Source organism: Alteromonas sp. KUL106 (assembly GCF_009811415.1).
In the GTDB taxonomy this organism is placed as follows: domain Bacteria; phylum Pseudomonadota; class Gammaproteobacteria; order Enterobacterales; family Alteromonadaceae; genus Alteromonas.
The window spans coordinates 355,533-369,399 of the sequence record NZ_BLIG01000001.1 but is presented as its reverse complement, the minus strand read 5'-3'; the positions used below and the strand labels follow the sequence as shown (position 1 = coordinate 369,399).

At 45.4% G+C, this 13,867-nt stretch carries 13 protein-coding genes; 6 read left to right on the top strand and 7 right to left on the bottom strand.

Features of this window, described 5'->3' with window-relative positions; genetic code table 11:
- Positions 1-16: 16 nt before the first annotated feature.
- The gene (proC, locus tag GVO63_RS01495) at positions 17-838 is read right to left on the bottom strand and encodes a pyrroline-5-carboxylate reductase (RefSeq protein ID WP_110288223.1); all 822 of its coding nucleotides are present in this window, start codon (positions 836-838) and stop codon (positions 17-19) included.
- 52 nt (positions 839-890) lie between these two features.
- Positions 891-1,577, bottom strand: coding sequence for a YggS family pyridoxal phosphate-dependent enzyme (locus GVO63_RS01490; RefSeq protein ID WP_159577843.1), 687 nt, complete (start codon positions 1,575-1,577; stop codon positions 891-893).
- 27 nt (positions 1,578-1,604) lie between these two features.
- On the opposite strand from GVO63_RS01490, the gene GVO63_RS01485 reads away from it, so the two are divergent.
- From GVO63_RS01485 to GVO63_RS01475, 3 genes are all read left to right on the top strand, one after another.
- Complete coding sequence (locus GVO63_RS01485; protein WP_159493624.1) at positions 1,605-2,648, top strand: type IV pilus twitching motility protein PilT; 1,044 nt, start codon at positions 1,605-1,607, stop codon at positions 2,646-2,648.
- 8 nt (positions 2,649-2,656) lie between these two features.
- Positions 2,657-3,769 (top strand): PilT/PilU family type 4a pilus ATPase, encoded by a 1,113-nt coding sequence (locus GVO63_RS01480; RefSeq protein WP_159493625.1) that lies wholly within the window; start codon positions 2,657-2,659, stop codon positions 3,767-3,769.
- Positions 3,770-3,895: 126 nt separating this feature from the next.
- Positions 3,896-4,219 carry a DUF2007 domain-containing protein gene (locus tag GVO63_RS01475; RefSeq protein ID WP_159577842.1) on the top strand — a complete coding sequence of 108 codons (324 nt, stop codon included), beginning with the start codon at positions 3,896-3,898 and terminating at the stop codon, positions 4,217-4,219.
- A gap of 47 nt (positions 4,220-4,266) precedes the next feature.
- Here the strand turns inward: GVO63_RS01475 and ruvX are convergent, their stop codons facing one another.
- The 4 genes from ruvX to GVO63_RS01455 all read right to left on the bottom strand — a co-directional run bounded on the left by ruvX (position 4,267) and on the right by GVO63_RS01455 (position 7,191).
- Complete coding sequence (gene ruvX / locus GVO63_RS01470; RefSeq protein ID WP_159577841.1) at positions 4,267-4,698, bottom strand: Holliday junction resolvase RuvX; 432 nt, start codon at positions 4,696-4,698, stop codon at positions 4,267-4,269.
- Complete coding sequence (locus tag GVO63_RS01465) at positions 4,691-5,257, bottom strand: YqgE/AlgH family protein (RefSeq protein WP_159493700.1); 567 nt, start codon at positions 5,255-5,257, stop codon at positions 4,691-4,693. Before GVO63_RS01465 ends, ruvX begins: the two co-directional genes overlap by 8 nt.
- Before the next feature lie 117 nt (positions 5,258-5,374).
- The gene (gene gshB / locus GVO63_RS01460; RefSeq protein WP_159577840.1) at positions 5,375-6,325 is read right to left on the bottom strand and encodes a glutathione synthase; all 951 of its coding nucleotides are present in this window, start codon (positions 6,323-6,325) and stop codon (positions 5,375-5,377) included.
- 137 nt (positions 6,326-6,462) lie between these two features.
- Positions 6,463-7,191, bottom strand: coding sequence for a 16S rRNA (uracil(1498)-N(3))-methyltransferase (locus tag GVO63_RS01455; protein WP_159493629.1), 729 nt, complete (start codon positions 7,189-7,191; stop codon positions 6,463-6,465).
- An 834-nt stretch (positions 7,192-8,025) separates the two neighbouring features.
- Here GVO63_RS01455 and GVO63_RS01450 point away from each other — a divergent pair.
- Complete coding sequence (locus tag GVO63_RS01450; RefSeq protein WP_159493630.1) at positions 8,026-8,868, top strand: mechanosensitive ion channel family protein; 843 nt, start codon at positions 8,026-8,028, stop codon at positions 8,866-8,868.
- 99 nt (positions 8,869-8,967) lie between these two features.
- Here GVO63_RS01450 and GVO63_RS01445 read toward each other — a convergent pair whose 3' ends face one another.
- The gene (locus tag GVO63_RS01445; protein WP_159493631.1) at positions 8,968-9,765 is read right to left on the bottom strand and encodes a M48 family metallopeptidase; all 798 of its coding nucleotides are present in this window, start codon (positions 9,763-9,765) and stop codon (positions 8,968-8,970) included.
- Positions 9,766-10,286: 521 nt separating this feature from the next.
- Here GVO63_RS01445 and GVO63_RS01440 point away from each other — a divergent pair.
- Both GVO63_RS01440 and GVO63_RS01435 read left to right on the top strand, forming a co-directional pair.
- Positions 10,287-12,089, top strand: a complete 1,803-nt coding sequence (locus GVO63_RS01440; protein ID WP_159577839.1) for a choice-of-anchor I family protein — start codon at positions 10,287-10,289, stop codon at positions 12,087-12,089.
- 555 nt (positions 12,090-12,644) lie between these two features.
- On the top strand, positions 12,645-13,769 hold the full coding sequence (locus tag GVO63_RS01435) for a beta-ketoacyl-ACP synthase III (protein ID WP_159577838.1): 1,125 nt from the start codon (positions 12,645-12,647) through the stop codon (positions 13,767-13,769).
- The last annotated feature ends 98 nt before the right edge of the window (positions 13,770-13,867 follow it).

Sequence of the window (13,867 nt, the reverse complement as noted above, 5' to 3'; positions counted from 1 at the left end):
TGCTTTTCCTAATACGTTATAGCTGTTTTGCCATTTCTTCAGCACGTGCTACGGCCGCGCGCATAGACTTGCTGACAATATCTTTTAAACCTTCATTAATGAAAGTGTTAACGGCTTCTGCGGTAGTGCCGCCCTTAGACGTAACTTGGGCTCGAAGCTCACTTAATTCAAGGTCTGGGTTGTTACAAACCATTTCGGCCGCGCCTAACATTGCTTGTTGTACCATTAAGCGCGACTGCGCTTTGTCAAAGCCCATGTTCATGGCTTCTTCCTGCATATTTTGTAGGAACAAGAAGAAATAAGCAGGGCTGCTACCTGCAGCAGCGATAACACCGTTAATCCCTTCTTCTTTATCAACCCAAACTGTTTCGCCAACGCTGTTCATGACATCGTCAACGTATTGCCTGTCTGACTCAGAAACGGTGTCGTCGGCATACATCCCCGACATGCCTTTGCCCAACAAGCTTGGCGTATTTGGCATGATGCGTACAACAGGGTATTCACCACCTAGCATTTCTTGCAATCTGGCTACCGGAAGTCCTGCTGCAATGCTCATAAACAACTTGCCCGATAGGTCGTTGTTTTTCTGAAGCTCGCCGCACATTTCGCCCATTATTTGTGGTTTTACCGCAAGCACTATGGCATCAGCGAATTGGCAGGCTTCATCGTTAGATTGTGTGGTGTGAATACCAAACTCGGCCTTCAGGCCGTCTAACTTGGGTGTGGAAGGGTTTGCCGCAAGGATGTTTTCTTTTGCGTACCCAGATTTGATAAGACCACTGATGATGCTGCGGCTCATGTTACCCGCGCCAATAAATGCTAATTTTTTCTGTTGCATGTAAATCCTATTTGTTGGTTGCGTTTAAGTCTGTGTAGCGAGGCGAAGCGCTCTAGTTTCGTTTACCGAAAATCGCGGTACCTATGCGCACCATAGTAGACCCATGTTGAATCGCTTCTCCCATATCACTACTCATTCCTACGGATAGGGTATCAAAATTGCTCAGTGATGTATGGTAATGGTCGAATAATTCTTTAAGTTGGGTGAGTGATGCGCGCTGCTGCTCCTTACTTGGATTCGCTTTGGGAATGGCCATCAACCCTCGTAAAATAAGGCGTTCCTGCGATTCTATGAACGTTACCAGTGCATCTAACTCGCTTAATGCGACCCCTGATTTGCTGTCTTCATCATCAATGTTAACCTGAATGCAGACGTTTAACGGCGGCATCGATTCAGGCCGTTGCTCGCTCAAACGGCGGGCAATTTTTTCTCTGTCTACCGACTGTACCCAATCAAAATGCTCAGCGACCACTTTTGTTTTATTTGATTGAATTGGGCCAATCATGTGCCACTCTATGTTTTCAAGGTGAGAAAGTTCCTGAACCTTTTCAACACCTTCCTGCACATAGTTTTCACCAAACCTTCGTTGTCCCGCTTCATACGCTTCAATGATATCTGATACGGGTTTAGTTTTGCTAACCGCTAGCAATTTAACGGATTTTGGTGGACGATGTGCATTGTTAGCGGCTTGGTCTATTCCTTTTTGTGCGGAATTTAGTCTATCTGCTATTGTTTGCATTATTCACCTTGTTTTGGAGAAGTGGTTGTGGATATTACCGAACTTTTGGCTTTCAGTGTTAAGAATAACGCCTCAGATTTACACTTATCAGCGGGCCTACCACCAATTATTCGTGTAGACGGCGAGATGCGTAAACTGAATGTGCCTGCTCTCGATCACAAGCAAGTACATAGTCTCATTTATGAGATTATGAACGACATGCAGCGCAAAGAATACGAAGAAAATTTGGAAACCGATTTTTCTTTTGAGGTAAATGGCCTGTCCCGCTTCCGGGTAAATGCATTCGTTCAAAATCGCGGCGCCGCCGCAGTGCTTCGTACTATCCCAAGCAAAGTATTAACCTTGGACGATTTAGGTGCGCCTGACATTTTTAAAGAAATTATCAACCAGCCTACGGGTATCGTGTTGGTAACGGGCGCTACAGGCTCGGGTAAAAGTACTACACTTGCGGCAATGGTGGATCATATCAATACTCACAAGCGTGAACACATCTTAACCATTGAAGATCCTATCGAATTTGTTCACGAGAACAAGCTCTGCTTGGTAAACCAGCGTGAAGTGCACCGCGATACTCACTCTTTTAATAATGCACTGCGCTCAGCACTGCGTGAAGACCCTGACGTTATTTTGGTGGGGGAATTACGTGACCTTGAAACGATACGCCTTGCGATTTCAGCTGCAGAAACCGGCCACCTAGTATTCGGCACGCTTCATACGAACTCAGCGCCTAAAACCATCGACCGTATTATCGACGTATTCCCAGCGGAAGAGAAAGCCATGGTGCGCTCTATGCTCTCAGAGTCGCTACGGGCGGTAATTTCACAAACCCTACTTAAAAAAGTGGGGGGAGGGCGAGTCGCAGCCCACGAGATCATGGTAGGTATTCCGGCCATTCGTAACCTTATTCGCGAAGATAAAGTACCGCAGATGTACTCGGTCATTCAAACGGGTCAGGCTCACGGTATGCAAACGATGGATCAGTGCTTACAGCGCTTAGTTGCGATGGGCGTTATTACCAAACAAGATGCCGCCGCTAAGTCAGTGGATAAACAGTCGATGAATAGTTTCTAGAGGCCCCTATGTTAGATGCACTATTACAAAAGATGGTTGACTCCAACGCATCAGATTTATTCATTACAGCGGGATTTCCAGTAAGCGCCAAAATAAACGGGAAGCTTACTCCTGTAACTGAAACTTCCACATCGGAAAAGGCCTCACTAGCGCTTGTGCATGAAGCGATGACTGAAAAGCAGCAAAATGAATTTCATACCTCGAAAGAGTGTAATTTTGCGATTGTGCGTGAGGGTATCGGCCGTTTTCGTTGCTCGGCGTTTTGGCAGCGCGACCAAGCGGGCATGGTTATTCGTCGTATTGTCACGCAGATCCCTAAAGCTGATGATCTGGGACTGCCGCGGGTCTTAAAAGAAATTATTATGTCAAAGCGCGGTCTTGTTCTGTTTGTTGGTGGAACAGGTACGGGTAAATCAACGTCACTGGCTGCGCTTATTGGGCATAGAAATGAAAACTCCCACGGCCATATATTAACGATTGAAGATCCCATCGAATTCGTTCATGAGCACAAGAACTGCGTTATTACTCAGCGCGAAGTGGGCATAGATACCCAGTCTTTTGATGATGCACTTAAAAGTTCGCTACGTCAGGCGCCGGACGTCATTCTAATAGGTGAGATTCGCTCAATGGAAACCATGGAATATGCCATGTCGTTTGCCGATACGGGGCACTTGTGTGTGGCAACGCTTCACGCAAACAATGCGAACCAAGCCATTGAACGCATTATGCACTTAGCGCCAAAAGACCAGCACGACAAGCTGCGCTTTGATTTAAGCTTAAACATTCGCGCTATCGTGGCACAGCAATTAGTGCCAACGCCAGACGGCAAGGGGAGGGTAGCGGCCATCGAAATCTTGCTTAACTCGCCGTTAGTTCGCGACCTTATTCAGCGCAACGAAATAGGCGCACTCAAAGAAGCAATGAAAAAGGGCAAAGAACAAGGCATGCAGAGTTTTGACATGGCATTGTATGACCTTTACAAAGCCGGCAAGATTGACATGGACCAAGCGCTTCACCATGCCGACTCGCCCAACGACTTACGCTTAATGATTAAGCTTGATACGAGTGACGGTTCTAGCTTAGGTACATTATCTAACGTATCTATTGATATGGACGATTAGGAAACGTCCTAGTTGACTCAATATCACTGAGGCGTCGTTTTCTGTCGTTACTGGTAAAGCTCACAATACGGTATACCTGGAAAGCAGCCCTTTGTGGCTGCCTTGGTATTTGAATAAGGATAGCTTTTGAAAAAACTCTTCTCGTCACAAGATGCTTTTGAACTTCAAGCCATACGCAGCGAGCTAGACGCGCTGTCTATTCCTTACATGGTAAAAAATGAGTTTGCTAGCGGTGCAATAGGTGAATTACCGTGGCAAGACTCGCAACAAGAAGTGTGGCTGGTTGACGATAGCTGGTATGCAAGAGCGTCTAAAGTGGTAGACGCATTTATGCAAAATTCCCATGATGTAAAGAATGTCAAAGAGGATTGGCGTTGCAAACAGTGCGGAGAGGAAAACGGGGGCGCATTTGAGGTCTGTTGGCAGTGTGATACCAGTCCGCATAATTAATTACCCACTCAGAAGGGGGATAGGTTTTCATTCATCACCGCTACCCCTTACCCGTACTGACTCTCGCTCCAACTGGTAAAGATGACACAAGCAGATACGCTATCTATTTTATCTTTGGTTAGTTTCTTATAACCACCAAGCTCAAATAACATCGATTTTGCGTCGGTAGTAGTAAGACGCTCATCACAGGTTTCAACTGCAACACGAAAACGCCCATGCAGTCTATTTGCAAACTTGCGTGCACGCTGGGTCATTTCTTGCTCTGTCCCATCCATGTTAAGCGGCAACCCGACCACGACCACATGAGGCTGCCATTCCTCATAAAGTTTTTCAATTAAGATCCAGTCTGGAATGCCGTCTCGGGCCTTTAACGCGGCAAGAGGAGAGGCGGTGCCGGTAATTTCTTGTCCCACCGCCACGCCAATGCTTTTCGTACCAAAATCAAATGCCAGTACGGTGCGGCTACCTACATCAGGCATGTCCAGCCCCTGGTGCAAGCTGCCACACGTCAACGCCTAATTTATTCACCGTGGCTTGCCATTTTTTATGCATGGGTGTGTTGAATAATATTTCTTCATCGGCTTCGATAGTCAGCCACGCGTTCTCTTGCATTTCCTTTTCAAGCTGTCCGGCTGTCCACCCTGCATACCCCAAAGCAATCAGCACATTTTTTGGGCCTTCGTCATTAGCAATTGCAGTCAAAATGTCTTTTGATGTCGTGACCATGATACCAGGCGCAAGCTTGAGACTAGACGCCCATGCTTTTTGCGAAGAATGCAGCACAAATCCCCGCTCTTGACTGACCGGGCCGCCAGCGAGAACAATCTGCTCAGCTTTCTCATCAGAAACGTTGAGCGCTTTGTCTGTTTGTTCCAAAAGCTGCTTCACATTCATCGTGGAAGGCTGATTTACCACAATTCCCATGGCACCTTCCGCGTTGTGCTCACAAACATAGATAAGAGATCGGGAAAAGTACGGATCGTCCAAACTTGGCATCGCGACTAAAAAGTGGTTTTGTAAGCTTTTCAATTCCGTCATAGGTTTTCTTTCACTTCTTTTAGACTGCGAACCATCAAGGAAGCAGGTCTTATCTAACTCAATGTTCATAACGCATTTGGCATGAGGCCAAAAAAAAACGCTTTACCTTTCTAATTGTTACTTGGCGAGGCGCTTTTCAATGGCATCAAACAGCTTGCCAATGATGTTAATGTCATACGCTGCCTCTATTTCTCTTACGCATGTTGGGCTTGTAATGTTTATTTCGGTAATTTTATTACCAATAACATCAAGGCCAACAAAAAGAATATTATTTTCTTTTAGCATAGGTGAAATGGCCTCAGCCAACGCCCTGTCAGACTCTGAAATCGGCTGCGGACGACCTGTCCCGCCAGCGGCTAAATTTCCGCGGGTCTCGCCTTTAGTAGGTAGGCGTGCCAAGCAGTAGGGCATTACTTCGCCATCAACAATCAGTACACGCTTATCGCCATCTTTAATTTCTGGCAAGTATTCTTGAACCATCATGTACCGCGTACCCAACTTCGTTAGCGTTTCAATAACAACGCCTAAATTATTGCCGTCAGGTTTAATTCTAAAGATAGAGGCACCGCCCATTCCGTCCAGGGGCTTGCAAATGATATCTTGGTGTTTCGCGTGAAATTCGCGGATCAAGGCTTGATTATTCGACACCAATGTATGAGGAATATGTTCAGGGAAGTACGAAGTAAACAGCTTTTCGTTATAATCGCGCAGCGCCTGCGGATTATTGACCACTAGTGCACCTGCGTCTTGTGCTAAAGAAAGCACCTGAGTGGCATACAAAAATTCGCTGTCAAAAGGAGGATCTTTTCGCATTAACAATACGTCGATATCGCCTAAGTGAATGGTGAATTCATCCTCGATGCTATAAAAATCAGTAGGTTGGTCTTTAACCGACACGGTTTTGCCAAGCCCCATCGGTTTACCGTTGTCCAAATACAGGTCTTTAAGCTCAAAATAGACGACCTTTGCACCGCGGCGCTGAGCTTCAAGCATCATTGCAAAGCTTGTATCTTTATGAGGCTTAATGCTCTCAATGGGGTCCATAATTACGCCAACGGTGTATTGCATAATGTTTTTACCTTGAATGTTAGTGGAGAGCCCGCGCGCTGGGCTTGGCTCGCTGTTTCTTCTATTATTGGGGCGGAGGTAAGTTCTTCAAGATACTTTGTCACGCCAGCCTGGGTTTTGACGCTGTGTTTATCAGACTAAAAATCGCCATGCTGTGCTTGGAGAATACTTAAACTTGTGATTGCCGCCGTTTCAGTGCGTAAAATGCGTGGGCCTAAACTAACTGATTGATAGCCATTTTCATTCGCTTGGTGAACTTCGGTTTCAGATAGTCCGCCTTCAGGACCAATTAATAAACGAAACCCGTTGCTGTTGTAGGGTTGTCTTGCCAAACTCTGTTGGGCGCCTGGTGCAAGCACTAGCCGTGTTGTGCTTGTCGATGATGACAACCACTGATTTAGGCTTACCGGAGCGTTAAGTGTAGGAAGAACATTGCGGCCGCTTTGTTCACATGCGCCGATAATTACCTTTTGCCACTGTTGAATTTTCTTTTCCCAGCGCGACTCATCAAGCTTCACTGCGCAGCGCTCTGTGATGATAGGTGTGATTTCCGACACACCAAGCTCTACACCTTTTTGCAAAACGATGTCCATTCTATCGCCTTTAGACACGCCTTGACCTAAATGCAAGTGAAGAGACGACTCTTTTGCCAGAGAGAGACAAGCATCGGCTTCTACAATGACTTTTTTCCTTTGGACACTGATGATTTGCGCGCTGTATTCATTACCGTCGCCGTTAAAAAGCACCAGCGGGCGATTGGGTTTAATGCGCAGTACAGTGGCAATGTGATGCCCTGCGTCTTCGGTTAACTCGAACTCTTGCTCTAGCGGAATGGGGTTGGGGTAATAGACTCTTGGTATACGCATAGTAAATCAGGTATGTGGTTTTACCGCGTATAATACGTGGGTGTGCATACAGGTTGCAATGCTGACGACAGCTTCATGTAAATAATCGAAAAAATTTACATAAACGACAGCATGCGGCCTATTTCAGAAATCACCTGACTCGTATTTTCCCTACGCCGCTGTGGGCGAAGAGTTGTTTGGCGTTGACTTCAGCACAGTGGAAGAAGACTGCGATTGAGGTGCTGAGCGGTGTTCCGCTCTCGCGTATTTAGTATGTTTTCCTTTATCAGTGCGAAGTGAGTACAGAAATAAACACAATACAACTGAAAATAGGGTTATGAGAAGCAACATGCGTTAATCCTTTAAGTGACATAGTGTGCTAAAGCTCCTACATGTAGCCTTGCCCGAGCACCCGAAACGAGGTGCGACGCGTACAACGCTCATGAGACTTTAGTCTAAATCTTTACGGCTAAAAAATCATCAAAAAAATACTTTTAGATCTCCGCTACTTCCGAAAAAGCGGCGAGATTTCGATTTTTGAGAAAATCGCATTTCTCTTTCATCTTGCAGGTTAAATATACAGCGTTTTATTTGTTTTAACGTATGCTAGAAAATACGTTGTGATGTAAGTTACGACATTTGGGTGACAAGTTGATGACAAGATACGTGGAAGAGTGTCCTAGCACCTCGGGATAGGCTACATCAGTATTTGGTGTAATTTTTTAAGGCGGTGAGCATAATCTACGTAGACTTTAGAACGAATTTTCATCACAACCCCCCTTACTGTATTGGTATAAATATAAATAGCTGATACCGTAATGAGGGTAAACAATAAACCACCACAAGGAATATATTATGGAAGACAAGTTAACGCTTTTCTCTGCAAGTGATGTTGAACGTTATATAAATGATTATGCCATCCCATGGGGTATTAATATCGCGATGGCAATTGCGATTTATGTAATCGGTAGGATCGTAGTTGGATTCATCTTGTCTGTATTTAGACGCCTAATGGCTAAATCTAAATATGACGCGATGCTTGTAGACTTTTTAGAGGCGATATTAAGCGCCATTTTAATGCTGTTCGTCATTGTCGCGTCACTTGATCAGTTAGGTGTGGACACAACGTCTCTTGTCGCTATTTTAGGTGCCGCTGGTTTAGCGATCGGCCTATCACTTCAAGATTCACTGAAAAACTTTGCAGCCGGCGTTATGCTATTGGTATTTAAGCCATTTAAAGCGGGCGATTTTGTCGAAGCTGCGGGCACAGCGGGTTCTATTGTTAAAATTGGTATTTTCACCACTACAATGAACACGCCAGATAACAAAGAAATTATCGTTCCAAACGGCAACATTTATGGCGGCAACATTACTAACTACTCAGCAAGGGATACACGTCGTGTAGACATGGTTGTGGGCATTGGTTATGACGCGGACCTTCTGAAAGCGAAGAGAATTCTTGAAGAAATGGTTGCAGCAGACGATCGAATTCTTGCAGAACCTGCGCCGAAGATTGCGGTGTCTGAATTGGCTGACAGTAGCGTAAACTTCGTGGTTCGCCCATGGGTAAACTCTGCCGATTTCTGGGGTGTTAAATTCGACTTTACAGAAAACGTTAAATTACGTTTTGACGAAGAAGGTATCTCAATTCCGTTCCCACAAATGGATGTTCACCTTCACAAAGCAGACAGCGAATAAATTCGTTGGTATTGCATAAAAAAACGCTGCGTATTTGCAGCGTTTTTTTTTGCTTTTAAAAAGGGACGCGATGAATCAATATCGCTTTGATGTAAAGCGTTAACGGCAGTTGGGTCGATATGCAGCCGCTTGATAGTCAGCATAGGCCTTTGGCATGTTTGCCTGTAAGTTATCAATTCGTGTTTGCGGAGCAGGGTGGGTAGACAGTAACTCCATGGGGCGGTTGCCATTACTCGCAGCATCCATGTTTTGCCATAAGTTAACTGACTGTCTTGGGTCAAAGCCCGATTTGGCCATAAGCTGAAGACCGATAACATCGGCTTCAGATTCGTGTGTTCTGCTAAACGGTAGCTGTACTCCTACCTGAACACCTAAACCAATGGCTGCCATTATAGGCCCCGATTGAGGCACTTCATTCGCTGCTAAGACTTGACCGACCGCTTGACTGCCCATGTTTATCAATGTTGACTGAGACATGCGTTCGTTTCCGTGTTCTGCGATAACATGGCCTACTTCGTGACCAATTACAGCGGCGAGTTGATGCTGGTTCTCTGCCACGTTTAACAGTCCAGTGTATACACCAATTTTTCCACCTGGCAGAGCGAAAGCATTCACTTGTTCATCGTCAAACACAACGACTTCCCACTGACCGTTAAAGACGCTCGCGGGCACTTGTGCGGTAATGGCGTTTGCGACACATTCGACGTAAGAATTTTGTACAGACTTGTTCGAAATTTTTAGTTCTTCTTTCATTCCGGTAAAGGCTTGGTCACCCATTTGAGCCAACTGGCTTTCTGAAAAAAGTAGTACTTGATTTCTGCCCGTTGGTGAGGTTGCACAAGCAGTAAGCGTGAGCGCAGCAGCAATCATTGCTGAAGCTGTGAATTTCAATTTCATGGCTAATCCTTTTAAAAAAAACCTAAATGCTTCGGTAAAACCCATCTTTGCAATAAGGTAATCCAATATCATTCAGTTTATACATCATGTTGGGAATACTATACATCATGTTGGGTATTACTATCAGATAGCGCGTGTAATTAAAACTACACCTTTGCTGTATATACAAATTTTCGATGTGCATGGGGAGGGATAATCTGAATTTTTACTGAAACGCTGAGCCTATCCATGCGTGTTAAATAGCAATGCAATGTCAAAGGCAATGTGACAAAGCGTTTATCTGTGCAGGGCCCTAAATCGCGCAAAATGCGTCTTTGTTATGGAAAAGTGACTTACCTTTGCCTAATTAATATTTGTGTCATAAACTGATTTTAATTTATACATAGAAGTTGAATAAATTTTCTGGTGTACTAAGGCAAGAAGTCCCCGTTTTCCTTCAACCCTCATGGGCGAAAGTGGAAGGTCTGAGATTTCTAGGACCTCATAACGTACGACAAAAATACAAATAAAAAGGAAATAAAATGGCAGTGCGTAACAAGTTTAAATATGGATTACTCGCATTTTTAGTATCAGCTGCACTTTCAGGATGCGGCCTTGATGGTGATGACGGCGCACAGGGTGAAACCGGCGCGCAAGGCCCTCAGGGTGAACAAGGCGAGTCTGGTGCGGACGGAAGCGATGGTGCCGATGCCTCTATCGGTATTGCTATGGATATTGTTGGTCGTGCCTTCTTAGGTAATCAGACAGCCGCTGAAATTGTTCAATTTCACGCTGAGACCAGTACGATATATGCGACTAACGGCGAAACGAACACTATAGCAGTTATTAATGCCTCTGCCGTAAATACCGCCACAATGGCAGATCCTATCAATACTACTACGCTTACGCCAACTACGATTGCTTTGCCCGCCGATATCAATGGCGTAGCACTTGGTAGCCTAACCAGTATTGCCGTAAGAGGCGACCTGATGGCCGTTGCGGTTCCTGCCGATGTAAAAACAGACAATGGCTATGTGTTATTCTATAACGGCCTCAACAGCGCTTCGCCAGCTTTCTTGGATTCTGTAGAGGTAGGTGCACTGCCTGATATGGTTACTTTCACGCCTGATGGTGGCAAAGTGTTGGTCGCAAATGAAGGCGAACCTTCTAATGATTACACCATCGACCCTGAAGGTTCCATTACCGTTATTAATATTCTAGCAAGCGGTGAGCCTGAAGAAACAGGGACGACTGTAGGTTTTACAGCGTTCAATGGTACCGAAGCCGAATTAATGGCGCAGGGTATGATGTTCCCTAACCCAGCAGGGCGCACTATTAATGGTACTGCGATCACTTCATCTGTAGCCAAAGACCTTGAACCAGAATATATCACTGCCACGAACGATGTCGCGTATGTGAGTCTTCAGGAAAACAATGGCTTGGCAATTTTAGATTTAGAAGAACTAACCATTGATGTAGTCGGGTTGGGAACTAAATCTTGGGCTGGCCTTAATATCGACGTACAAGAAGATGGCTCGGTAAGCTTTGGTCAGTACACGGGTTTATATGGTGTTTATCAGCCAGACACAATCGCTAATTTCACGTGGAAAGATGCAACGTTCATTGTTACAGCGAATGAAGGTGATGCTCGTGAATACTTCTTTGAAGCGGCTGATGAGGCTGCATGTACTGCTGCTGGCGGTCTTTCATTTGATGCTGACGATGGCTGTTTGGCGTATACCGATGAAGTAAAAGTCGCAGACCTGACTGCTGCTACAAACTCTGAATTAGCAATGCTACAGGCCACCGGTGAAGCGGACGATTTACGCGTGACTTCAGCGATGGGCGATGCTGATGGCAACGGCGAGTACGATGCTGCCTACGCTTACGGAGCACGTTCTTTCACCATTTGGGACCAAAATGGTCTAGTGGTATATGACTCGGGTGACGACTTCGAGCGAATTACTGCTTCAGTTCACGGTGCGCAATTTAATAATGGTGATGACGAAAATGCGGGAGACTCTCGTTCTGAAAATAAAGGTCCAGAGCCAGAGGCGTTAACAGTGGGTCAAGTTGGCGATCGCACTTATGCATTTATCGGCACTGAGCGCATGGGCGGCATTTTTGTCTATGATGTAACGAACCCATACGATGTTAAGTTTGCCGAATACGTCATTAACCGCGACCTTACCGAAGGGTTAACAAGCGATAATGTTATTGGTGACCTTGCGCCAGAAAGCTTGGTGTTCGTAAGCGCTGAAGACAGTCCAAGCGGCGTGCCTTTACTTGTTGTCGGTAACGAAGTGAGCGGTACAGTCACGGTATGGCAAATTAACCAGCTATAACTCATTGTTCAAATAGAAAAAGAAAACCCGCTTCACTAAGCGGGTTTTTTATTGGTATTAAATCAGTTGTCAGAACGGCTAAACGAAGTACCAATCAGACAGATCTCGACTCAAGCCGCACCGTCCTCAGTTCTTTGAACTTATCATTTTTGTTCTATGACGAACCCGAAGAGCAGCGTTTGTGCGTCATTTATGCTGAGTTATCGCCCATTTATGTAGAGCAACTATTTTACATGAACTCTGCCTTGCCTAAATGACGCACAATGCGCTGCAAAAACATATAGCAAAGGTCAACAGCCCCTAGCATGTAAGAGATATGAATAATGAAATCAGGGGGATTTTGTCTCATATAAGATTTGATTGCGCAGAGAACATTGGTTGCACTCCCTATAGTTACACCGAAAGAGGATTGAGGTAAGCTATACAACATAAAACGGCGTCGCCATCAAAAGTAGGATGTCGATGAAGCTAAAATACACGCGTATTATTGCGTTCAGGACACGGTAGCGCAGTGCATAGTACGTATGTGGTGTTAATTACTAATAGAGAATGCTTATGTCTCAGCAAGTCGTGATTAGTGGTGTAGGTGTATGGCACCCTAAAGACAGTATTACAAATGAAGAACTGGTTAGCAGTTACAATGCCTATTGTGATGCTTTCAATGAAGAGAACAAAACGCAGATAGAGGCCGGTGATGTTAACGCCATGCCTTATTCAAGCGCTGACTTTATCGAAAAAGCGTCAGGAATTAAAAGTCGTTACATCTATCAAAAAGAAGGTGCGCTTGATATTACTCGGATGAAACCGAAAATTGAGCCTCGCAGTGATGACGAGCTTTCCCATCAAGCGGAGATAGCCGTTGAAGCTGCAAAGCTCGCGTTGGCATCAGCAAATCTTGATGGAAAAGATATTGATGCTGTGATTGTTTCATGTGCCTACACGCAGCGTGCCTATCCGGCAATAGCCATTGAAGTACAAGAAGCCCTTGGTATTGAAGGCTTCGGGTTTGATATGTTGGTGGCGTGTTCGGCGGCCACGTTTGGTATGCATCGCGCCTATGAAATGTTGTGCGCAAAAAATGCAACGCGAGTGTTGGTCATTAACCCTGAGTTGGTTTCTCCACAAATCAACTACGCCGATCGCGATAGCCATTTTATTTTTGGTGATGTGGCAACCGCGACGGTACTAGAGTTAGCTGAAACAGCCAAGGGCAAACATGTCTATGACGTGCTGAGCACTAAGGCGTTGACTAAGTATTCGAATAACATCCGCTCAAACTTCGGTTATATGACCCGTGCGGAAGATGTCGACCCATATGGCCCTGATAAATTGTTCCACCAAGCTGGCCGCAAAGTGTTTAAAGAAGTGTGCCCGCTGGCGGCAGCCCACATTGAAGCGCATCTAGCAAGTCACGATATTAAACCTGAAAGTGTTAAACGCTGGTGGCTGCACCAGGCAAATATCAATATGAACACGCTAATTTGTAAGAAATTACTCGGGCGTGATGCGGACCGTATCGAAGCGCCTATCGTGCTGGATGAATTTGCTAATACCGCCTCAGCGGGCTCGGTGATTGCCTTTGGCCTAAACCATGAAGACCTTGTTGCGGGAGACGTAGGTGTGCTCTGCTCGTTTGGCGCAGGTTACTCTATTGGCTCACTCGTTATCCGTAAAAGGTAGTGCGATACTAAGTATCAAGGCACTGTTTAACATAAGAATCGTGTCTTTAGGATAGGGATGTCGTACTTACACGCGTCCCTGCATTGTATATTTCTAAG

Bases quoted from the DNA above. Each gene is read 5' to 3' on its own strand.
- GVO63_RS01445 (WP_159493631.1), bottom strand. From the start codon at position 9,765: ATGAAATTGAAATTCACAGCTTCAGCAATGATTGCTGCTGCGCTCACG.
- GVO63_RS01455 (WP_159493629.1), bottom strand. From the start codon at position 7,191: ATGCGTATACCAAGAGTCTATTACCCCAACCCCATTCCGCTAGAGCAA.
- GVO63_RS01465 (WP_159493700.1), bottom strand. From the start codon at position 5,257: ATGACGGAATTGAAAAGCTTACAAAACCACTTTTTAGTCGCGATGCCA.
- ruvX (WP_159577841.1), bottom strand. From the start codon at position 4,698: ATGCCTGATGTAGGTAGCCGCACCGTACTGGCATTTGATTTTGGTACG.
- GVO63_RS01450 (WP_159493630.1), top strand. From the start codon at position 8,026: ATGGAAGACAAGTTAACGCTTTTCTCTGCAAGTGATGTTGAACGTTAT.
- proC (WP_110288223.1), bottom strand. From the start codon at position 838: ATGCAACAGAAAAAATTAGCATTTATTGGCGCGGGTAACATGAGCCGC.
- GVO63_RS01480 (WP_159493625.1), top strand. From the start codon at position 2,657: ATGTTAGATGCACTATTACAAAAGATGGTTGACTCCAACGCATCAGAT.
- gshB (WP_159577840.1), bottom strand. From the start codon at position 6,325: ATGCAATACACCGTTGGCGTAATTATGGACCCCATTGAGAGCATTAAG.
- GVO63_RS01435 (WP_159577838.1), top strand. From the start codon at position 12,645: ATGTCTCAGCAAGTCGTGATTAGTGGTGTAGGTGTATGGCACCCTAAA.
- GVO63_RS01490 (WP_159577843.1), bottom strand. From the start codon at position 1,577: ATGCAAACAATAGCAGATAGACTAAATTCCGCACAAAAAGGAATAGAC.
- GVO63_RS01440 (WP_159577839.1), top strand. From the start codon at position 10,287: ATGGCAGTGCGTAACAAGTTTAAATATGGATTACTCGCATTTTTAGTA.